This is a genomic window from Stenotrophomonas terrae (genome assembly GCF_001431465.1).
GTDB lineage: Bacteria > Pseudomonadota > Gammaproteobacteria > Xanthomonadales > Xanthomonadaceae > Stenotrophomonas > Stenotrophomonas terrae.
The window spans coordinates 1-21,359 of sequence record NZ_LDJJ01000019.1 but is presented as its reverse complement, the minus strand read 5'-3'; the positions used below and the strand labels follow the sequence as shown (position 1 = coordinate 21,359).

17 protein-coding genes are annotated in these 21,359 nt (G+C 65.1%); 11 read left to right on the top strand and 6 right to left on the bottom strand.

All coding sequences use genetic code 11. The features are described 5' to 3' along the window. Positions 1 to 651 precede the first annotated feature (651 nt). The 3 genes from ABB27_RS06670 to ABB27_RS06660 form a co-directional block, all read right to left on the bottom strand. Positions 652 to 1,068, bottom strand: coding sequence for an H-NS histone family protein (locus ABB27_RS06670; protein WP_057627604.1), 417 nt, complete (start codon positions 1,066 to 1,068; stop codon positions 652 to 654). 366 nt (positions 1,069 to 1,434) lie between these two features. After that, on the bottom strand, positions 1,435 to 2,175 hold the full coding sequence (locus tag ABB27_RS06665; protein WP_057627602.1) for a GntR family transcriptional regulator: 741 nt from the start codon (positions 2,173 to 2,175) through the stop codon (positions 1,435 to 1,437). Positions 2,176 to 2,191: 16 nt separating this feature from the next. Continuing rightward, positions 2,192 to 3,436 carry an acetyl-CoA hydrolase/transferase family protein gene (locus ABB27_RS06660; protein ID WP_161809619.1) on the bottom strand — a complete coding sequence of 415 codons (1,245 nt, stop codon included), beginning with the start codon at positions 3,434 to 3,436 and terminating at the stop codon, positions 2,192 to 2,194. Positions 3,437 to 3,570: 134 nt separating this feature from the next. On the opposite strand from ABB27_RS06660, the gene ABB27_RS06655 reads away from it, so the two are divergent. From ABB27_RS06655 to ABB27_RS06635, 5 genes are read left to right on the top strand one after another with little or no spacing between them, the layout of a single operon-like run. Beyond that, the gene (locus ABB27_RS06655) at positions 3,571 to 4,929 is read left to right on the top strand and encodes an MmgE/PrpD family protein (RefSeq protein WP_057627597.1); all 1,359 of its coding nucleotides are present in this window, start codon (positions 3,571 to 3,573) and stop codon (positions 4,927 to 4,929) included. Continuing rightward, the gene (locus tag ABB27_RS06650; RefSeq protein WP_057627595.1) at positions 4,929 to 6,320 is read left to right on the top strand and encodes an MmgE/PrpD family protein; all 1,392 of its coding nucleotides are present in this window, start codon (positions 4,929 to 4,931) and stop codon (positions 6,318 to 6,320) included. The genes ABB27_RS06655 and ABB27_RS06650 overlap by 1 nt, the downstream gene beginning before the upstream one ends. Continuing rightward, positions 6,317 to 7,714, top strand: a complete 1,398-nt coding sequence (locus ABB27_RS06645) for a phenylacetate--CoA ligase family protein (protein WP_057627593.1) — start codon at positions 6,317 to 6,319, stop codon at positions 7,712 to 7,714. Before ABB27_RS06650 ends, ABB27_RS06645 begins: the two co-directional genes overlap by 4 nt. A gap of 10 nt (positions 7,715 to 7,724) precedes the next feature. Continuing rightward, positions 7,725 to 9,122 (top strand): amidase, encoded by a 1,398-nt coding sequence (locus ABB27_RS06640; protein ID WP_057627592.1) that lies wholly within the window; start codon positions 7,725 to 7,727, stop codon positions 9,120 to 9,122. Then, positions 9,119 to 10,363 carry a CaiB/BaiF CoA transferase family protein gene (locus ABB27_RS06635; RefSeq protein ID WP_057627591.1) on the top strand — a complete coding sequence of 415 codons (1,245 nt, stop codon included), beginning with the start codon at positions 9,119 to 9,121 and terminating at the stop codon, positions 10,361 to 10,363. Before ABB27_RS06640 ends, ABB27_RS06635 begins: the two co-directional genes overlap by 4 nt. A gap of 566 nt (positions 10,364 to 10,929) precedes the next feature. Here ABB27_RS06635 and trmL read toward each other — a convergent pair. Together trmL and ABB27_RS06625 are read right to left on the bottom strand one after the other, a co-directional pair. Beyond that, positions 10,930 to 11,409, bottom strand: a complete 480-nt coding sequence (gene trmL, locus ABB27_RS06630; RefSeq protein ID WP_057627589.1) for a tRNA (uridine(34)/cytosine(34)/5-carboxymethylaminomethyluridine(34)-2'-O)-methyltransferase TrmL — start codon at positions 11,407 to 11,409, stop codon at positions 10,930 to 10,932. Between the two features lie 37 nt (positions 11,410 to 11,446). Next, positions 11,447 to 11,851, bottom strand: coding sequence for a hypothetical protein (locus ABB27_RS06625; protein ID WP_057627586.1), 405 nt, complete (start codon positions 11,849 to 11,851; stop codon positions 11,447 to 11,449). A 352-nt stretch (positions 11,852 to 12,203) separates the two neighbouring features. On the opposite strand from ABB27_RS06625, the gene ABB27_RS06620 reads away from it, so the two are divergent. From ABB27_RS06620 to ABB27_RS06600, 5 genes are all read left to right on the top strand, one after another. Beyond that, on the top strand, positions 12,204 to 15,059 hold the full coding sequence (locus ABB27_RS06620) for a M16 family metallopeptidase (RefSeq protein WP_057627584.1): 2,856 nt from the start codon (positions 12,204 to 12,206) through the stop codon (positions 15,057 to 15,059). 299 nt (positions 15,060 to 15,358) lie between these two features. Then, positions 15,359 to 15,676, top strand: a complete 318-nt coding sequence (locus ABB27_RS06615) for a DUF4156 domain-containing protein (protein ID WP_057627582.1) — start codon at positions 15,359 to 15,361, stop codon at positions 15,674 to 15,676. A 122-nt stretch (positions 15,677 to 15,798) separates the two neighbouring features. Beyond that, positions 15,799 to 16,815: a 3-oxoacyl-ACP synthase III gene (locus ABB27_RS06610; protein ID WP_057627580.1), complete on the top strand. Its 1,017-nt coding sequence runs from the start codon at positions 15,799 to 15,801 to the stop codon at positions 16,813 to 16,815. Between the two features lie 208 nt (positions 16,816 to 17,023). Further along, positions 17,024 to 17,917, top strand: coding sequence for an alpha/beta fold hydrolase (locus ABB27_RS06605; protein WP_057627578.1), 894 nt, complete (start codon positions 17,024 to 17,026; stop codon positions 17,915 to 17,917). Positions 17,918 to 18,394: 477 nt separating this feature from the next. After that, the gene (locus ABB27_RS06600) at positions 18,395 to 19,084 is read left to right on the top strand and encodes a phospholipase D-like domain-containing protein (protein WP_057627576.1); all 690 of its coding nucleotides are present in this window, start codon (positions 18,395 to 18,397) and stop codon (positions 19,082 to 19,084) included. 56 nt (positions 19,085 to 19,140) lie between these two features. Here the strand turns inward: ABB27_RS06600 and ABB27_RS06595 are convergent, their stop codons facing one another. Further along, positions 19,141 to 19,572 (bottom strand): YkgJ family cysteine cluster protein, encoded by a 432-nt coding sequence (locus tag ABB27_RS06595; protein ID WP_057627575.1) that lies wholly within the window; start codon positions 19,570 to 19,572, stop codon positions 19,141 to 19,143. Positions 19,573 to 19,676: 104 nt separating this feature from the next. Here ABB27_RS06595 and oleC point away from each other — a divergent pair, with 104 nt between their 5' ends. Beyond that, positions 19,677 to 21,320: an olefin beta-lactone synthetase gene (gene oleC, locus ABB27_RS06590; RefSeq protein WP_057627574.1), complete on the top strand. Its 1,644-nt coding sequence runs from the start codon at positions 19,677 to 19,679 to the stop codon at positions 21,318 to 21,320. The last annotated feature ends 39 nt before the right edge of the window (positions 21,321 to 21,359 follow it).

The following is a 21,359-nucleotide window of genomic DNA, read 5'->3' as shown; positions in this document are numbered from 1 at the left end:
GCGGACGGTTGTAGGAGCGGTCTAAACAGCGAAGCCGACAGCAATTGAACTGTTGCGCGATATGGCGCGAGTCGGCTGTTGGCTCCCCAGCTTCGCGGCTGATGCCGCTCCCACAAATGCCGGGGCGGATGGTTGTAGGAGCGGTGTAAACAGCGAAGCCGACAGTAATTGAACTGTTGCGCGATATGGCGCGAGTCGGCTGTTGGCTCCCCAGCTTCGCGGCTGATGCCGCTCCCACAAATGCCGGGGCGGATGGTTGTAGGAGCGGTGTAAACCGCGAAGCCGACAGCAATTGAACTGTTGCGCGATATGGCGCGAGGCGGCTGTTGGTTCACCGGCTTCGCGGCTGATGCCGCTCCCACAAATGCCGGTCTGGATGGATGTGGGAGCGGTGTAAACCGCGAAGCTGGCGGAATGGCAGCAGCGGTAATCCTGCCGTGCCGTTGTTCTGCTGTCTTGGGCTTCGCGGCTGACGCCGCTCCTACAAAAGCCGGGGCGGATGGTTGTGGGAGCGGTGTAAACCGCGAAGCTGGTAGTGCATCAGCTAAAGATCACCGCGAACGGCACCCCCTTCCCAGCCCTCCCCTTGCCTGCGGCAAAGGGAGGGAGCAAGAGCGGGTGGAGCGAGGGTTGTCCTGCCCGCAACTGCACTCAGCTCTGCTTGAACAGCTTGCGCTTGCCGGTCAATACCTTTTCCTTGGGTGTCAGCTTTGCCACGCCGGGGATCAGGAAGTCGGTCGGGGTCTGCCCGAAGCGGATCTTGGAGGCCAGCCAGAGCGGCATCTTGCCGCGGCCGGTCCAGGTGTTCCAGCGGTTCTCGGGGTCACGGTATTTCGGCTTGATCTTCGGGCCCTTGCGGCGGGCCGGCTTGCTCTTCAGCGCTGCGGTGTCTGCGGCCGGACCGAACAGCTCTTCGATTGTATAACCGGTCTGCTTGGCCAGCGCGGTCAGCTTGCGCCTGACTTTTTCGGCAGGTTGACGTTGGGTGAGCGCTTTGTGCCTGTCCTGTGCGGCGCGGATGAGAGTGTTCAGCTCCCGGAGGTCAAGGGTGTTCAGATCGATACTCATGGCGCTAGCGTCAGTTCTTGCCGCAGGGGTGTCAAGCCATTGTTGGCAGCTTTTGACACCAGCACAGCTGCCTTTGGCGCTCTGGCCGGAAGTGCGCGTGCCCCTGGCCGGGGTGGGTGGCTGCCCTGCAGACAGGCAAGGGCAGGGCTGGCTTCTTCCGGTGCCATCCCAGGCCAAGTGCCGTAGCCCGGGTAAGCGCAGCGCACCCGGGGCGGTTCGCGGGCAGGCTGAAACTTCGGCAGATGCATGGCTCCCCGGGTGCGCTGCGCTTACCCGGGCTACCTCATTGCCGGCGAGGGCACAAAAAACCCGATGGCCGAGGCCGGCATCGGGTTTGAGGTGCTTCAAGCGCGGGCTTGGCTTCGATCAGCGGTGGTTGCGCGAAAGCACCATCGAGTAGGCGAAGCGGCCCGGCGGATGCAGGCTGATGGCGATCAACAGCAGGCGACCATTGGCATCGCGATAACGGCGCTGCACGCGCATTGCCGGCTCGGTCTTCTTGATGTCCAGCAGCTTGGCGTCGGCGGCCTCGAACGAGGCAGCATCGAATACCTGTTCCACCCGCGACAGCTTGGCCGGGTCAAGGAACTTGGCCAGGGCACGGGCGGCGCCGGCCACTTCCAGCAGTTTGTCGGTCGGCACGCCGCTGCGCACCGGGATCAGCATCTCGGTGACGGCGATGGGCTCGCGGGTCTGTTCTTCCAGGCGCAGGCAATGCAGGCGCAGGTATTCCTTGCCCTCGTGGATGTCCAGGCGCTGCGCCATGGCTGCATCGGCCAGTTTGCGCTCGGCTTCCAGCACCTTCAGGCGGGTGCTGTTGCCGTACTGCATCAGCAGGTCGACGGTGTCGATCTCGTGCTCGTAACGCATGGCCGCGCTCTGCGCGATCACCCGCGTGCCGGCGCCCGGCCGGCGCTGTACCAGGCCGGCACTGATCAGCTGCGCCAGCGCCGCACGCGCGGTATGGCGGCTGACGCTGAAGCGTTCGCACAGTTCCAGCTCGGTAGGTAGCAGGGTACCAACGGCGTACTCGCCCTTTTCAATTGCCGCCTGCAGTAGATCGCCCAGTTCGGCATAGCGGGGCTTGCTGCGTCGCGTACCAGTCATATGTACAGATCCTTGTTCAAAGTCTGAGCGAGAGTTCCTGCCAGCTGCGCTGCAGGGTTTCACGGTGTTCGGGTGCGGCGATGGCAATAAGGGCCTGGGCCCTTGCATGGACATCGAGATGGCGTACATCAGCTACACCATAGTCGCTGACGATACAGTCGGCATCTACGCGGGCAAGGCTTACGGGACCGGCGGGGAGCATCGGGACGATCCTGCTTTCGCCCTTGGGGGTACTGGCAGGGAGTGCAATGATGCCGCGACCAGCGGTCGATTGGCGAGCGCCTTGCAGGAAATCAGGCAGCCCGCCGACGCCACTCAGTTGGCGTCCAGACAGGAACTCGCCGTTCACCTGGCCCAGCAGATCCACCGACAGCGCGCTGTTGATGGCGGTCAGGCGCGGAATACCGCCTAGTACGCCGTGGTCGTGGGTATGCCCAACCTCGCGGAAGCTGATGCTGCGCGGGGCAATGTCATACAGCGCCTGTGTACCCAGTGCGACGCCTGCCACCACCGCATCCGGCGCCGGTGACAGTGCGCCTGATTCCAGCAGGCCAAGCAGGCCGTCGGAGACCATGCCGCTGTGGATGCGCAGGTTGCGCCGCTCGCGCACCGCGCGCAGCACCGCCGACTGCAGCCTGCCCAGGCCGAGTTGCAGGGTGGCGCCGTCTTCCACCAGCGTGGCGACCTGCGCGGCGACTGCCTCCATGGCGGCATCGGCCGGCGGATCGGGGATGTCCAGCAACGGCGCGTCCTGCTCGATGGCGGCGGTGATCCGCGACAGCGGGATCGATGGGCCGCGCGTGCGCGGCATGCGCGGGTTGATGTGGGCCAGGATGCGGGTGGCGCGCGGCCATGCGGCCGGGGTGAAGTCGCAGGCGATGCCCAGCGAGCAGTTGCCGTCCTCATCCGGCGGCGCCACCTGCACCAGCACGGTGTCGAAGGCGACGTTTTCGCGCAACCAGCGCCAGGTGGCGGTATAGGTCATCGGCAGATAGTCGACCCGGCCATCCAGCCAGGAATTGCGCAGCTCGCTGCTCAGGAAGATTGTGCGCTGGCGTGCCTGCGGGTGCAGGCCGGCAAAGTCGAAGGTATTGACCGTGGGGATATGCACGCCGGTGAAGCGCAGGCCGGCGCAGCGTTCAGCGCCGCTGCGCAGCCAGTGTTCGAACAGCAGGGAATGGCCGGCGCAGCCGGGCGCGAAGATCTCCGGGCCTTGTGCGAGGTAGTCGAAAAAAGTGTCGGCATCCAGAATTCGGGGCATGGGGCTGATTGCGGCGTTCGGGGAGCGGATCATATGATATGTCCGGACAAAGTCGGTTATGCTCCTTTCACGCGGTCGCTGTTCCCTCCTACCCGAACCCGCTGTTGCGGGCCTGCACCGAGACTCATCGCGCGATGACCCTGCCTGCTGCCAGCCTTACCGAACAGCTTGCCCAGCGCCTGCAACGGCCGGTGGATGATGCCGCCCGGCGACGCGCGGCGCTGCTGCTGGTGGATTGGTTGGGCTGTGCCCTGGCCGCGCTGCGCTACCCCATCGCCAGCCAGCTGCGCTCGGTGGTGCAGGCGCAGGTCAGCGGTTCTGTGGTTGCGCTGGGCGCGGGCCGGCGCACCGCCGCCGATGCGTTGCTGCTCAATGCCGCGCTCGGCAATGTGCTGGAAATGGACGATGTGCATCGTGGCGCCATCCTGCATCCGGGCCCGGTGGTCATCCCGGTGGCCCTGGCCGCGGCGCAGGCCGAGGGCGCAGACGCCGGCGAACTGCTGGATGCAATCGTGCGCGGCTATGAAGCCACCATCCGCGTCGGCCGCGCCCTGGGCAAGGCGCATTACCGCTATTGGCATCCCACCTCCACTGCAGGTGCGTTTGGCGCAGCCGCAGCGGCGGCATCGGTATTGCGCTTGCCGGCCGAGTCACTGGCCGATGCGCTGGGCAATGCCGGCAGTCGCACGGGCGGCCTGTGGCAGATGCGCCACGAGCCGGTGCCGACCAAATCACTGCACAACGCCGAAGCCGCACGCAGTGGCTGGCTGGCGGCGCAACTGGCGCTGGCGGGCATGCGTGGGCCGCGCAGGATACTGGAAGGCGAGCAGGGCCTGTTTGCCGCCACCGCGGCAGATGCCGTGCCGGAACTGGTGATTGCCGAGGAAGCCGACTGGCTGATCCACAGCACCAGCCTCAAGCCGTGGCCGGCGTGCCGGCATGCGCACCCGGCGATCGACGCGATGCTTGATGCGTTGGCGCAACTGGATGCCGGCGAGCAGGCGCAGATACAACACATCGAAGTGCGCAGCTACGCCGAGGCATTGCGCTTCTGCGACCGTGCGCAGCCGCAGACCGAGCTGGAAGCCAAATTCAGCCTGCAACACGCGCTGGCTTCGATCCTGGTGCACGGCCGCCCACAGCTGGCGCATTACACCGCCGAAGCCTGCAGCGATGCCGAACTGACACCGTGGCGGCAACGCATCCAGCTGATCGAGGATGCGGCCTGCAGCCAGCGTTTCCCCGCCCATTACGGCGCCAGCGTGCGCTTGCTGCTGGCCGATGGCCGCAGCGTGCAGGCCGAGCGCATCGACGCCTGGGGCGACCCGGAATGCCCGATGTCGGCCGACGATGTGCTGACCAAGGCAATGGCCCTGGCGCACTGGGGTGGCGTATCCGCCGGCCTGGCGCAACCCCTCTTTGGGCAGGTGCAGGCGCTGGCCGATGGCGGCAGTCTGGACGCCCTGAACTCGATGTTGGCGCGGGTGGCGTGATGCGATTTACCGAAGCCCTGTTGCAGCATGCCGGCACGCTGCGTTTTGAAGACCTGTCCGCCGAGGCGGTCGCCGCAACACGCGTGTTCGTGATGGATTCGGCTGCAGTGGGCATTTCCGGCTCCGGTCCGCAGGTGCCGCTGACCCAGCTGGTCCGCTGCAGCGCCGCCAGTTACGGCAGCGGCAATGCCGCGCGCGCCTGGGTGACCGGCGAAGCGCTGCCTGCGGCCAGCGCGGCCATGGTCAACGGCTATCAGATCCACAGCCAGGAATTTGATTGCGTGCACATGCCGGCGGTGGTGCATCCGCTGGCAGTCATTCAATCGGCGGTGTTTGCCGCCGCCGAACAACGTGCCAACGTCGACGGTCTGCCGGTCGATGGCAAGGCGCTGATCACCGCGCTTAATGTGGCGGTTGATGTGGCCACGCTGATTGGCATCAGTGGCCGCGCACCGATGCGTTTCTTCCGCCCCTCGATGTGCGGCGCGCTGGGTGCGGCGGCAGGTATCGCGCATCTGTACGGTGCCGATGAGGAGCTGCTGCGGCGCGTGCTCGGCCTGACCTATAGCCACCTGTCCGGCACCATGCAGGCGCATGTGGAAGGCTCGCCCACCCTGGCACTGCAGGTCGCCTTGAATGCCCGCGCCGCAGTCAGCTGCTGGGAGCTGGCGCGCAATGGTTTCCCTGCGCCGCGCGAAATGCTGGAAGGCCCGTTCGGCTATCTGCCCTTGATTGAAGGTGAGTTCGATACCGGCCCATCGCTGCAGAAACTGGCCGCCCGTGAAGCGCAGATCCTCACGGTCAGCCACAAGGTATTCCCCACCGGCGGTGCCGCGCACGCCGCGCAGGACATGCTGATGGAGCTGCGCCAGCAGCACGGCTTGAACCTGGAAAACGTCGCCAGCATTGAACTGCAGGCACCACCGCTGGTGCGCCGCCTGGTCGGCCGCAGCTACCAGCCGGCGATGGAAACCAGCTACGCGCGGCTATGCCTGCCGTTCCTGCTCGGCACCGTGCTGCTGGATGGCAGGGTCGGGCTGTCGGCGTATGCGCCGGAAAAACTGGCCGATGCGCGCCTTGCCGCGTTCGCCGCGCAGGTCAGCCTGGTGCCGAACGATTGCGAAGATCCCAATGCGCTGGTGCCGCAATCGATGACGGTCACCCTGCGTGATGGCCGCGTGCTGCACAAACAGCGCGACGCTGCCATCGGTTCGCCGCAGCGGCCGCTGTCGCGCGCCCAGCAACTGGAAAAGTTCCACCACTGCCTTGATCACGCCGCGCGTCCGTTCGATGGCGGCCACCGTGATGCCCTGATCTCCCACTTCGACCATCTGCAGGACATCGACGATGTCAGGCGGCTGGTCGACCTGCTGATTGTCGAGACCCCATGACCTACGCCACTTATTTCGAATCCTTCGATGTCAAGGAGCTGCTCAAGCAGTTCCCGCTGGACCAGGCCTTCACCGACAAGTTCAAGAACATCAGCCGCGAGGAACTGCGCGCCGAACAGAACGCGATGTTCCTGCGCTGCGTGGCGCGCGCCTGGCAGATTCCGTTCTATCAGCGCCTGTGGGGCGATGCCGGCATCACGCCTGAAGACATCCAGAGCCTGGATGACATCACCAAGCTGCCGGTGTTCGGCAAGCACGAGATCATGGCCTCGGTCGAAGCGCATCCACCGTTGGGCGATTTCCACGGTTGGCAGGACGGCACCGAAGCCGGCAACAAGCCGCTGGTATTCCACACCACCTCCGGCACCACCGGCCGCCCGCAGCCGCTGGTGTTCTCGCCGCATTCGCGCGAAGTGCAGAGCCTGCTGCTGGCGCGCCTGTACCGCTGGCAGGGCATGCAGCCCGGTGATGTGGTGCACTCGGTATATGGGCACGGCATGATCAACGGCGGCCACTACGTGCGCGAGGCCATCACCCATTACACGCAGGCCCTGTTCTGCTCGGCCGGCACCGGCATCGAGATGCGCTCGGCGCAGCAGGTGCAGCTGATGAAGAGCATGGGCACCAACGTGATTGTTGGTTTCGCCGACTACATCAAGAAGCTGGCCGACGTGGCCCGCGAGAATGGCCTGGTGCCGGGCAAGGACATCCCGGTGCGGATGATCTGTGGCCACCTCGGCCGCGAGTCGCGTGAGTCCCTGTCCGCTGCCTGGGGTGGCGTCGAGCTGTACGACTGGTACGGCGTGGGCGATACCGGCGCGATTGCCGGCCAGGGCCCGGACCAGGATGGCCTGTACCTGATGGAAGACGCGCAGTACGTGGAAATCCTCGACGTCGACAGCGGCGAACTGGTGGCCGATGGCGGCACCGGCGACATGGTGGTCACCTGCCTGTACAAGGACGACATCTACCCGATCATCCGCTTCAACACCCACGACGTGACCCGCGTACTGACCACGCCCTCGTCGCTGGGTATGAACCTGCGGCGCATCGAGGGCTTCCTCGGCCGCAGCGACAACATGGTCAAGATCCGCGGCATCAACGTATTCCCGCAGGCGATGGCGCCGGTGCTGGAAGAACACGCCTCGTTCGCCGGTGAGTTCATCTGCGTGGCCAGCCGTGATGAGGGTGGTCGCGATGACCTGGCCGTGCACGTCGAGACCCGTGGTGCGCTGGATGACGCACAGCTGGCGGCGGAGTTTGCCGCCTTGCTGCGCCAGCGTCTGGGTGTTGAGATGAGCATCGTGTTGGCCGCGCCGGGTGCGCTGGCCGCGCTGACCGGTATCGAGGTACGGCAGAAGCCGGTACGTCTGATCGACAAACGTTTCGCTTGAGGAAGACCGCGTGAGCAAGGCCGATGCGTCATTGTTGAGTTCTGACCTGAGTACCCAGTCGGCCCTGCTTGCGTCCGCTGCCCTGAGCAGCACCGAGCTGGTCAGCCAGCAGCTGGCAGCCATTGCCGCCAGCCAAGTGCAGGTCAACAGCTACATCCACGTTGATGCCGAAGGCGCAATGGCTGCGGCAGCAGCGTCGGACCTGCGCCGTGCCAACGGCACTGCGCGCCCGCTGGAAGGCCTGCCGATCGCGGTCAAGGACAATATCGACGTGGCCGGCATGGTTACCACCGCTGGCATGGAGACCCGTCGCCACGACGCAGCTGCGGCCAGCGACAACCCTGCGGTGGCTGCCTTGCGCGCGGCCGGCGCGGTGATCGTCGGCAAGCTCAATATGCACGAAGCGGCAATGGGCGCCGACAACGACAATCCGTTCTACGGGGCCTGCCACAACCCGCACCGGCACGGTTACACGCCGGGCGGTTCCAGTGGCGGCAGCGGCGCGGCGGTGGCCGCCGGCCTGTGTTCGGCGGCGCTGGGCACCGACACCATGGGCTCGGTGCGCATTCCCGCAAGTTACTGCGGTGTGGTCGGGCTCAAACCGAGCTGGGGCGCGATCAGTACGCGCGGCACCGTCGCCTTGTGCCGGCGCTTGGATCATATCGGCCCGCTGACCCGTTCTGCCCGCGACCTGCGCCTGTTGCTGCAGCTGATGAGCGGCTTCGATCCGGACTGCGCGCAATCGCGCGCCATCAGTTACGCCGCGCCCGATGCCGAAGGTCTGCGCATCGGCGTGATCGACTTTGGTGATGCCGCCGACGTGGCGCCGGATGTGCAGGCAGCCTTCGAGGATGGCCTGCGCGTATTGGTGGGCCTCGGTCATCGCCTGCAACCTTTGCCGGCTCCCGCATTTGCGTCAGCCCGCGCCCGTCGCGCCGGCCTGCTGATGAGCGAGGCCGAGATGCTGGTTGAGCATGCCGATGCCTGGGCCGGCGACCGCAGCAAGTTCTCGCCGTTGTTGGTCAAGCTGATGTCCTGGGCCGAAGGCCGCAGTGCAGCCGAACTGGCCGCTGCGTCGCAATTGGCCGACCGTGGCCAGGTACAGCTGCAGCAGTGGCTGGCGCAGTGCGACGTGGTGGTGATGCCGACTGCGCCGCAACGTGCGTTCGCCTTCGGGCAACCCGCGCCTGCCAGCCAGGCCGACCTTACTGCCTATGCCAATCTGGCCGGCAATCCGGCCTTGTCGGTACCGCTGCCGGTGGCCGCCAACGAACTGCCCGCCGGCATGCAGTTGGTTGGCAACATCGGCGATGAGCTCACCTTGATCGCCCTGGCGGAAGCCTTCCAGCAGGCCATCGCCTGGCAGCCGTCGCTGCCGCAGGCCTGCAGCAACTGGTGGCCGAAATGAAGCTGCTCGATGGTGTCCGTGTTCTCGACCTCTCACGCATCCTGGCCGGTCCGTGGGCCACCCAGGTGCTGGCCGACTTCGGCGCCGATGTGATCAAGGTCGAGCGTCCCGGCGTGGGCGATGACACCCGTACCTGGGGGCCGCCGTATCTGAAGGACGCTGCTGGCAATGACAGCAGCGAGTCGGCGTATTACCTGTGCGCCAACCGTGGCAAGCGCTCGGTCGCAATTGATTTCACGACTGACGAAGGCCAGGCCTTGCTGCGTGAGCTGGTGGTGCATTGCGATGTGCTGGTGGAGAACTACAAGGTTGGCGGCCTGAAGAAATACGGGCTGGATTTCGCGAGCCTGCAGGCGATCAATCCCAAGCTGGTGTATTGCTCGATCACCGGCTACGGCCAGGACGGGCCCTACGCGCAGCGCGCTGGCTACGACGCCGCCATCCAGGCCATCGGTGGTTTGATGAGCGTCACCGGTGAGCCCGATGGCGCGCCCGGCGCGGGCCCGCAGAAAGTTGGCGTGGCCGCGACCGATCTGATGACCGGCATGTATGCGGCCACCGCAATCCTGGCCGCGTTGCGGCATGCCGAGCGCACGGGCGTGGGCCAGCAGATCGATCTGGCGCTGCTGGATACGCAGGTTGCCTGGCTGGCCAACCAGGCCTCGAATTACCTGGTTGGCGGTGTGGTGCCAACCAGGCAGGGCACGGCGCACCCGAATATCGTGCCGTACCAGGTGATGCCGGCCGCCGACGGCTATTTCATGCTGGCGGTGGGCAACGACGGCCAGTTCGCGCGTCTGTGCGAGGTGATTGGCGAGCCCGGTCTGGCCACGGATCCGCGCTATGCAACAAACAATGCACGGGTTGCCAATCGCGAGTTGTTGGTGCCGCAGCTGCAGCAGATTTTGAGCACACGGCCGGCAGCCGAGTGGTTGGCGGCGCTGGAACAGGCAGTGGTACCGGCCAACCCGGTCAATCGCATCGATCAGGTATTTGCCGACCCGCAGGTGCAGGCGCGTGGCCTGCGCATCGAACTGCCGCATGCCGGCGGCGGCAACGTACCGATGGTGCGCAATCCGCTGAAATTCTCGGCCACGCCGCTGCGCTATGAGCAGGCCGCGCCGGTGCTGGGGCAACACACGTCGGCAGTGCTGGAGGAAGTGCTCGCCATTGATGGTGAGCGGCTGCGGGTGTTGCGGGAGTTGGGGGTGGTTGGGTTTGCTGGTAAAGCTAAAAGCTAAAAGCTAAAAGCGTTACCCCTCCCCAACCCTCCCCTTGGCTGCGCCAAAGGGAGGGAGCAGAGCGGGGCGCGGTGATCTGACAGATCGCAGGCTTGCGCCCCCTCCCTTTGGCGCAGCCAAGGGGAGGGTTGGGGAGGGGTGCTCTGAGCGATCAATCCTCAGCTGACTTATTGCCAGCTTCGCGGCTGACGCCGCTCCCACAAAAGCAGTCACGTTCCGCGGCGTAGTTGGTAGTGCCGAGCCATGCTCGGCAGGGGGGTTACCGGTGCACCATCAGACCTGTGGGAGCGGCGTGAGCCGCGAAGCTGGCAGCACCGAAATTACCGGCATGCCAGCAACCGGACGGATCCATAGCTTCGCGGCTGACGCCGCTCCTACAAAAGCAGTCACGCAGCGGCGTAGTTGGTAGTGCCGAGCCATGCTCGGCAGGGGCGTTACCGATGCAGCATCAAACCTGTAGGAGCGGCGTGAGCCGCGAAGCTGGCAGCACCGAAATCACCGGCATGCCAGCAACCGGACAGATCCATAGCTTCGCGGCTGATGCCGCTCCCACAAAGCACCCAAATTCACGCGCCGCCAGGAAAGCCCTGCTGCCGCCACGCTTCATACACCACCACGGCGACCGAGTTGGACAGGTTCAGGCTGCGGTTGTTGGGCTGCATCGGCAGGCGCAGGCGATGGCCATCCGGCAAGGAATCCAGCAGATCCTGCGGCAGGCCACGGGTTTCCGGGCCGAACAGGAAGGCATCGCCATCGGCGAACTGCACGGTGTCATAGCGAACGCTGGAGCGGGTACTCAAGGCAAACAGCCGCTTGGGCGCGATGCGTGCCAAGGCGGTTTCCAGGTCCGGATGGACCTGCATCTGTGCGTACTCGTGATAGTCCAGGCCGGCGCGCTTGAGCTGCTTGTCACTGAGGTCGAAACCCAAAGGCTCGATCAGGTGCAGCCGCGCGCCGGTGTTGGCGCAGAGCCGGATCACATTGCCGGTGTTCGGCGGGATCTCGGGCTGGTAAAGCACTACATCGAAAACAGGGGCAGAAGTCATCGGCGCAGTTTACGCCGGGTGTTGCGTCAAGGCTGGCTTAGTTCGAAACCAGGCCCTGTGCGACAACCTTGCCGATGGCTTCAGCAGCGGCTTCAGCAGCCATGGCCTGCACCTGCTCCACGTCCGGGCGGACGGTGATGGCCGGCAGCGACACCATCCAGTTGCCGGCGCGGGTGCCGATGGCGACCGGGTTGGCCGAGGCCAGCTGGCTGGCGGTCTGTTCGGCCATCAGCTCGACGATCTGGCCGACGGTCGGGCGAACCTGCACGGCAGCCAGGGTCGGGATGTTGCTGTTGGCTTCGTGCTCGGCCTGCACCAGCTGATCAGCGGAGGGACGAACCTGCACGGTTTCCAGGGTGACGATATCCGAGGCCTGGACCGAAGAAACAAAGCCGGCGCTGGCGACGAGGGCGAGGGCAATGGCGAGAGACTTGGCGTTCATGGCGGGACCTGTTTGGTGTGTGTGGGCAGTGGTGTGGTAGTAAGGTAGTACAGTGAACTTCGAACTGCAAGAACTTTTTCGATTTTTCTTTGTTTGTTCAGCTTTCAGTCATTTATCGTCTGAGTGGATCTTGCTGCGAGTAATAGGCAGCAGGATGCGTGCCAATCGCATCTGATTGATAAATAAGGGTTTGTTGTTTTTGGAAAGTGTCCGCTGTCCGGACACCTGCCGCCCAGGCAGTGACCGGACGGACGCTGTGGCGGTCACTTCGCTACCCATGACGCATGGCGTATGCCGTTGTGACGGCGCCCGGTTAGGATCAGCGTTCACCTTCATACCCAAGGGAAATGGAATGAACGCAGCTATGCCCCGTACCGCCTTGTTGACCCTGGCCCTGAGTGCCGCCCTCGGCGGATTCGTCGGCGTCCCGCTGGTTGCGGAGGCCAAGCCGGCTGCCGCCGCTGCGTCGGTAGACATCCCGTATGAAGAGTTCACCCTGCCCAACGGCCTGCGCGTGGTGGTGCACACCGACCGCAAGGCGCCGATCGTGGCGGTGAACATCTGGTACCACGTCGGTGCCAAGGACGAACCGGCCGGGCGCACCGGCTTCGCGCATCTGTTTGAACACCTGATGTTCCAGCGCAGCGAAAACCACAGCGGCGAATTCTTCGAACCCTTCAAGCAGGTCGGTGCCACCGACCAGAACGGCACCACCAATACCGACCGCACCAATTACTTCCAGAACGTGCCGACCACCGCGCTGGACATGGCGCTGTGGATGGAATCGGACCGCATGGGCCACCTGGTGGGCGCCATCGACCAGGCGGCATTGGATGAGCAGCGCGGCGTGGTGCAGAACGAAAAGCGCCAGGGCGAGAACCAGCCCTACGGTCAGGTCTGGGACAAACTGACCCGCGCGATGTATCCGGCCGGCCACCCCTACCATCACGGCGTGATCGGCTCGATGAACGATCTCAACGCCGCCTCGCTGGATGACGTCAAGACCTGGTTCCACACCTGGTACGGCCCGAACAATGCAGTGCTGGTGCTGGCCGGTGATATCGACCTGGCTACCGCCAAGGAAAAGGCCGCCAGGTACTTCGGTGATATCCCGGCCGGCCCGAGCATGGCGCAGCCGGCAGTGAACGTTGGCCAGCGCGCAGCCAGCACCCGCGAAGTAATGAGCGACAAGGTGCCGCAGGCGCGCATCTACCGCGCCTGGAACGTTGCCCAGGTAGGCACCACCGATATCGATCAGCTCGACCTGTTCTCCTACGTGCTGGGCGGCGCCAAGTCCTCGCGTCTGGACCAGCGCCTGCTGCACAACGACAAGCTGGTGGACAACATCAGCGCGATGACCGATGCCTCGCAGCTGGGTTCAAACTTCCTGATCATCGCCACGGTCAAGCAGGGCGTTGATCCGGCCAGGGTTGAGAAGGCCATCGACGAAGAGCTCAAGCGCCTGATCGCCGAAGGCCCGACCGCCGATGAACTCGAACGTGCCAAGGTGCAGTCGCGTGCCGGCTTCGTGCGCGGCATCGAACGCATCGGCGGTTTCGGCGGCAAGGCCGACGCGCTGGCCCAGTGCGCCGTCTATGAAGGCAACCCGGGTTGCTTCCGCACCTCGCTGGCCAATGTGGATGTTGCCACCGCGGCTGATGTAAAGGCGGCCGGTGCCAAGTGGTTGGGCGTGGGCGACCACACCATCGTGGTCGAGCCGGGCGAGCGTGTTGCCCTGGCCGAGCTGCCCTCGGTCAAGCCGGCACCGTTCAACGTGCCGGCCGTGGACCCCAAGTACACCACGCTGCCAAGCCAGGTGGACCGCAGCGCCGGCGTGCCCAAGACCACCAGCTTCCCGGAGCTGAAGTTCCCGCAGCTGCAGCGCGCCACGTTGAAGAACGGCACCAAGGTGGTGCTGGCCGAGCGCCACGATATTCCGGTGGTGCAGTTCAGCTATGAATTCCCGGGTGGCTTCACCGCCGACCAGGGCCGCAAGCCGGGCACCGCCAACTTCACCATGGGCATGCTGGACGAAGGCGCTGGCCAGCTCGGCTCGCTGGCGTTCGCCGATGCGGTTGAACGCCTGGGTGCCAGCGTCAATGCCGGCGCTTCGCTGGATGGTTCCAGCGTGTATCTGTCGGCACTGAAGGAGAACCTGGCACCGTCGCTGGCACTGTATGCCGACGTGGTGCGCGCGCCGCGCTTCGACCAGAACGAGATCGACCGCATCAAGGCCACCTGGATTGCCGGCATCCAGCAGGAAAAGGCCCAGCCCAATGCAGTGGCGATGCGCGTGCTGCCGCCGCTGCTGTACGGCGCTGGCCACCCGTATGCGATTCCGTTCACCGGCAGCGGCAACGAAGCGGCGATCCAGTCGCTGACCCGCGAAGACCTGACCTCCTTCCACAAGCAGTGGCTGCGTCCGGAAGGCGCCACCCTGATCGTGGTCGGCGACACCACCTTGAAGGACATCGTGCCGCTGCTGGAACGCAGCTTCGGTGACTGGAAGGGCGAGGGCGCCGCACCCAAGGTGCAGGCCCCGAACAATGTGGACCGTCCGCAGACCGCACGCGTGTTCCTGATCGACCAGCCGGGCGCGGTGCAGGCCAACCTGTTCGCCGGTGAAGTAGCGCCGTCGACGATGGACCCGGGCACCACCCGTTTCGACATCGCCAATGGCGTGCTGGGTGGTGACTTCACCTCGCGCCTGAACATGAACCTGCGTGAGGACAAGCATTGGTCCTACGGCGCGCGTTCGTCGGCCTCCAATGCCCTGGGCCAGCGCCCGTGGATGGCGGTTGCACCGGTGCAGATCGACAAGACCGGTGAGGCGATGAAGGAAATGAACGCCGAGATCAGCCAGTTCGCCAGCGGCCAGCGCCCGCCCACCGATGCCGAAGTCAGCCGCATCCGCAACATCCAGACGCTGAGCCTGCCCGGTGCCTACGAGACCGCATCGGCGGTGATGAGCACCATCGGCGGCATCGTGCGTTATGGCCGTCCGGACGACTACGTGTTCAAGCGCAAGGCCGAGATCGAAGCGATGACCCCGGCGCAGGTAGCCGAAGCGGCCAAGACCCTGGATCCGTCCAAGCTGACCTGGGTAGTGGTAGGCGACCTGAAGCAGACCGAAGCCCCGGTGCGCGCGCTGAAGCTGGGCGAAGTGACCGTGATCGACGCCGACGGCAAGCCGGTGGAGAAGAAGTAAGAGGTAGGGCGAAAGCCGCCGTGTGCGTTAGCCCCTCTCCCGCCTGCGGGAGAGGGGTTGGGGTGAGGGCAGCCGTTCGCTGGTAAAGCCCCATGCCGAGCATGGCTCGGCACTACAGTTTTCGCCCCCTCCCTTTCGCGTAGCGAAGGGGAGGGTTGGGGAGGGGTGAGCTTTTCGCTGCCAAATCCCCCGCCAAACACGGCCCGCCGCCACCGTTTGTGCCCATCCCAAACCTTGGGATCACCACCTGTTCATCCATTCCCGGCACAATCCGTGCTGATCTTCACAAGGAATAGTCCATGCGCGTCCTGCTTTTGTCCGCCCTGATCGCCAGCACCGCTGCCTGCACCTGGGTGCCGATTGAGTCCAGCGGCAAGGCCGTACGTGTTCTGCCCGCCGGTCCGGTAGCCCCGGGCTGCGTGACCAAGGGCGAAATCGTGGTGTCGGTGAAGAGCAAGGTCGGTTTCTACAACCGCAACCCGCTGCGCGTGCAGGAAGAACTGGAAACCCTGGCCCGCAACGAGGCCCCCAGTGCCGGTGCCAATGCCATACAGGCCGCAGGCCAGCCGGCCGATGGCAGCCAGCGCTTTGCCGCCTTCCAGTGCCCGCCACGCTGAGGTTTCAGGCCTTCTTACGGTCCCGGCGACTCCATACGCCGGGCCGCCGATTTGTAAAGATGCGGTAAAAAGGCGCAGGGGCTAGAATAGCGACCCCTTCGCCTGAGTCTTGGCGCTTTCTGATGCCTTTTCAAAATGTCTCGATCGCGGGACTGGCGCATATTGATGCGCCGCATACGCTGACCTCAAAGGAAATCAACGAGCGGCTCCAGCCCACGCTGGAACGCCTGGGCATTCGTGCCGACGTGCTTGGCGATATCGCCGGCATCCATGCGCGCCGTCTTTGGGACCAGGGTACGCAGGCCTCGGACGTCGCCACGCTGGCTGGCCGCAAGGCGCTGGAAGATGCCGGCATCACCGCCGACATGGTGGGCCTGCTGGTCAATACCTCCGTCAGCCGTGATTACCTGGAGCCTTCCACTGCTTCGATCGTGTCCGGCAACCTGGGCATCGGCGAAGAGTGCGTCACCTTCGACATCGCCAACGCCTGCCTTGCCTTCATCAATGGCATGGACATGGCGGCGCTCATGTTGGAGCGCGGCGACATCGATTACGCCCTGATCGTCGATGGCGAAACCTCCAACCTGGTCTATGAAAAGACCCTGGAACGCATGATGTCCCCTGACATCACCGCCCAGCAGATGCGCGACGAAGTTGCCGCGCTGACCACCGGTTCCGGTGCGGCAGCGATGGTGATGGCGCGCTCGGAGCTGGTGCCGGACGCCCCGCGTTATCGCGGCGGTGTGACCCGTGCGGCCAACCAGTGGAACAAACTGTGCGTGGGCAACCTGGACCGCATGGTCACCGATACCCGCATGCTGCTGATCGAAGGCATCAAGCTGGCCACCAAGACCTTTGAAGCCACGCGCGTCGCGCTGGGCTGGGCGGTGGACGAGATCGACCAGTTCGTGATCCATCAGGTCAGCCAGCCGCATACCAATGCCTTCATCAAGGCCTTCGGCATCGACCCGAAGAAGGTGATGACCATCTTCGGCGAGCACGGCAACATCGGCCCGGCCTCGGTACCGATCGTGCTGAGCAAGCTGCGTCAGCTGGGCAAGCTCAAGAAGGGCGACCGCGTCGCGCTGATGGGCATTGGCTCGGGCCTGAACTGCACGATGGCCGAGGTGGTCTGGTAAGTTCCGGCCTTGCCGCGAACTGCGGGATCGCATGTTTTTCCTTCTCCCCTTGTGGGAGAAGGTGCCCAAAGGGCGGAAGAGGGAGCGCGTGCGCAGCACGCATGTGCCTGGGGTTGGAGCGCTTGTTCAAGCACCTCCACTCCGGCCAACCCTCTCCCCAACCCCTCTCCCGACGGGAGAGGGGCTTAGCAGCCGCAGGTGCAACCCGATGAACAAACTCCCCGGTTACCCCAGCAAGACCCACCGTTTCGAAGTGCGTCCGGGTTTGTCGATGAACTACATCGATGAAGGCCCGCGCGATGGCGAAGTGGTGGTGATGCTGCACGGCAATCCTTCGTGGAGCTATCTGTGGCGGCACCTGGTCAACGGCCTCAGCGACAAATACCGCTGCATCGTGCCCGATCACATCGGCATGGGCCTGTCCGACAAGCCTGACGACAGCCGCTACGAGTACACGCTGCAGTCGCGCGTGGACGATCTGGATGCGCTGCTCAAGCACCTGGGCATCACCGGCCCGGTGACGCTGGCGGTGCACGATTGGGGCGGCATGATCGGCTTCGGCTGGGCCTTGTCGCACCATGAGCAGGTCAAGCGTCTGGTCATCACCAATACCGCCTCGTTCCCCCTGCCGCCGGAAAAACCGATGCCGTGGCAGATCGCCATGGGCCGGCACTGGAAGCCGGGCGAGTGGTTCATCCGCACCTTCAATGCCTTCTCCGCCGGTGCCTCATGGCTGGGCGTGAGCCGGCGCATGCCGGCCGATGTGCGGCGTGCGTATGTGTCCCCGTACAACAACTGGGACAACCGCATCTCCACCATCCGCTTCATGCAGGACATTCCGCTGTCGCCGGCCGACAAGGCCTGGTCGTTGCTGGAGCGTGCGGCGGCGGCGCTGCCGTCGTTTGCTGATCGCCCGGTGTATATCGCCTGGGGCCTGCGTGACTTCTGCTTCGACCATCACTTCCTGGCTGGCTTCAAGAAGGCATTGCCGCAGGCTGAAGTGACCGAGTTTGAAGACGCCAACCACTATGTGCTGGAAGACAAGCACGAGGTCATCGTGCCGGCAGTGCGCGCCTTCCTGGAGCGCAACCCGCTGGGCTGAGACGGGGGCCTTGAGAGCCTTTGTAGGAGCGGCGTCAGCCGCGAAGCAAGGGGCACATCAGCGGTGGCCACCTCTGGATTCAGCAGGCCAATTTCCGGCGCTTCGCACAACGTGTGCGATTGTTCTTCTCGCCGTCTGAAGCATCACCAGCCTCGCGGCTTACGCCGCTCCTACAAGACCATGCCCTGTAGTGCCGAGCCATGCTCGGCAGAGGCTCTACCGGTGAGGCTCCTGCCGAGCATGGCTCGGCACTACGCTCCCTCCCCTTGCCGAAGGCGGAGGGGGTGAAGAAGGCCAGTTTGCGCGCCACTGGCGCGCGGCCTGATGAACGACCGAAGGCTGTGCCTTCGGGCCGGACGGGCTGGGGAGGGGTAAGCTCTTGTGGCCTCTCCCATTCCACCAGCCTCGCGGCTTACGCCGCTCCCACACACACTTGGGTATGCGAAGCTCTGTGCTTCTTTGCACAGGGAGTGAAGGATGGATTTCGACAGTCTGGACCGTCAGCTGCGTGACAGTGCGCAGGATCTTGTTCTGAGCAACGAGGAACGCTCGGCGCTACGCGAACTGGGCGAGGAACTTCCGCCCGATCGCCTGCGCTTCCTGCGCAACCGTGCCTTCGACATCGCCCGCGAACAGATCGGTGCCGATCCCGCCGAAGCGCTGCCAATGCTGAAGTGGGTTGAGCAGGTGGTGCGCACCCTGGACGCCAATGCCGGCCCGGTCGAGACCCTCACCAGCACTTATTTCTCGCCCGGCGATGCCTGCATGCAGCGCCTGCGCGCCCTCTGTGCAGGGGCCAAAAAGACGATGGATATCTGTGTGTTCACCATTTCCGATGACCGCCTCAGCAGCGTCATTCTGGACGCGCACAAACGCGGCGTGGTGGTGCGCATCATCAGCGACAACGACAAGGTCTACGACGACGGCAACGACGTCCGCCGCCTGCACGATGCGGATATTCCGGTGCGCGTGGACCATAGCGAATACCACATGCACCACAAGTTCGCGCTGTTCGACGGCAAGCTGCTGGCCAATGGCAGCTTCAACTGGACCCGCACCGCGACCGAGCACAACGATGAGAATCTGGTGGTCAGCAATGACCGCAACCTGGTGCGCAGCTTCGCCCAGCAGTTCGAGCTGCTGTGGGGGCGTTACAAGGCGCTTTGAGGCAGCGCTGCCGGCTGTTCCTGCCTGCGCGGGAACAAGCCAGGCAGGCGAGTGGCTTAGGCCGCGATTGGCGTATTCGGCGGTGAGGCCGGGCTGTTGCCGTTGTCGTCGGGATGGTCGTCATCGTTGTCGGCGCCATCGCGCCAACGCCAATCGGCCAGGGTCAGTGCCGGCATGCCATGGGCGATGCGGGCGCGGTCGCACTGCGAGCTGGCCTTGCCGTACTCCCAGGACGCGTCCACTTCACGGCACACACTGGGCCGGTTGGGGTGGATGGTGCAGCGCGAGTACACGCCGATCTCCGAATCCAGCGCCACGCAGCGGATCGGGTCCGAATAGGTGCCCTGCATGCACAGGCGATGCGGGTCCAGTTGCTGGGTCAGCTGGTGGGGCACGCCGCCTTCGGTGACTTCGTCCGATTCCATCCAATGGAAGGCAACGCGGTATTGGGTGCAGCAGGCGCCGCAGGTAAGGCAGGGATGGGGCATGGGATGCCGGCCTTGGCGGCAGCAATAGGACAAAAGGAAGGTGGGAAATTTTCCACGCTGACGGCCGGCGCGCAAGATTTTTCTGCATTGGCGACAATAGGAAGATGAACGAAACCTGCAATATCGCCGCGCGCCTGCCCGAGCTGGCGCGTGAACGGCCCGACCAGATCGCCATCCGCTGCCCGGGCAAGCCGGCCGCCAATGGCATGGCCGCCTACGACGTGACCCTGGATTACCGCACGCTGGACGCCCGCAGCGACGCCATTGCCGCTGGCCTTGCCGCGCATGGCATCGGCCGTGGCGTCCGCGCCGTGGTGATGGTGCGGCCGGGCCCGGAGTTCTTCCTGCTGATGTTCGCGCTGTTCAAGATCGGCGCGGTGCCGGTGCTGGTGGACCCGGGCATTGATAAGCGCGCGCTGAAGCAGTGCCTGGACGAGGCGCAGCCACAGGCCTTCATCGGCATCCCCTTGGCGCAGTTCGCGCGGGTGCTGCTGGGCTGGGCCCGCTCGGCCAAGCTCACGGTCACGGTAGGCCGGCGTTGGGGTTGGGGCGGCACTACGCTGGCAAGGATCGAGGCCGATGGCGCAGGTGCGGGTAGCCAGCTGGCTGCAACAGCTCCGGATGACACGGCCGCGATCCTGTTCACCAGCGGCTCCACCGGGGTGCCCAAGGGCGTGGTCTATCGCCACCGCCATTTTGTCGGCCAGGTGGAGTTGCTGCGCAATGCCTTCGGCATGCAGCCCGGCGGCATCGACCTGCCAACCTTCCCGCCGTTCGCCTTGTTCGACCCGGCCTTGGGGCTGACTTCGGTGATTCCGGACATGGACCCGACCCGGCCCGGCAGCGCCGATCCGCGCAAGCTGCATGATGCGATTGCCCGTTTCGGGGTGACCCAGCTGTTTGGTTCACCGGCGCTGATGCGGGTGCTGGCCGAGCATGGTCAGCCATTGCCGACGGTGACCCGCGCGACCTCGGCCGGCGCGCCGGTGCCGCCGCAGATCGTCTCCAAGATCCGCTCGCTGATGCCGGCCGAGGGCCAGTTCTGGACCCCGTATGGCGCAACCGAATGCCTGCCGGTGGCAGTGATCGAAGGCCGTGAGCTGGTCGATACGCGGGAAGCGACCGAGGCCGGTGCCGGCACCTGCGTCGGCCGCGTGGTCGCGCCGAACGAAGTACGCATCATCGCCATCACCGATGCGCCGATTGCCGACTGGAATGGCGTGCGTGAGTTGCCGGCCGGTGAGGTAGGCGAGATCACCGTGGTCGGCCCGACCACCACCGACAGCTATTTCAACCGACCGCAGGCCACCGCCGCGGCCAAGATCCGCGAAGTACTGGCCGATGGCAACGAACGCATCGTGCATCGCATGGGTGATGTGGGTTGGTTCGATGTGGAGGGGCGGTTGTGGTTCTGTGGGCGCAAGACCCACCGCGTCGAGACGGCCGCCGGGCCGCTGTACACCGAGCAGGTGGAGCCGGTGTTCAACACCGTGGCGGGCGTGCGGCGGACTGCGTTGGTGGGTGTTGGTGCGTTGGGCCAGCAGGTGCCGGTGCTGTGCTACGAGCTGCTGCCCGGTGCCGATGCTGCAGCCGTGGAATCGCAGTTACGGTTGTTGGGTGCCTCGCGGTCCGCGTTGGCGGGGATTGGCACGTTCCTGCGGCATCCGGAGTTCCCCGTCGATATCCGCCACAACGCCAAGATCGGGCGCGAGAAGCTGGCGGTGTGGGCGCAGGCGCAGTTGGGTTGAAGACGAAGGCTTGAAGCAGAAGCACCCCTCCCAACCCTC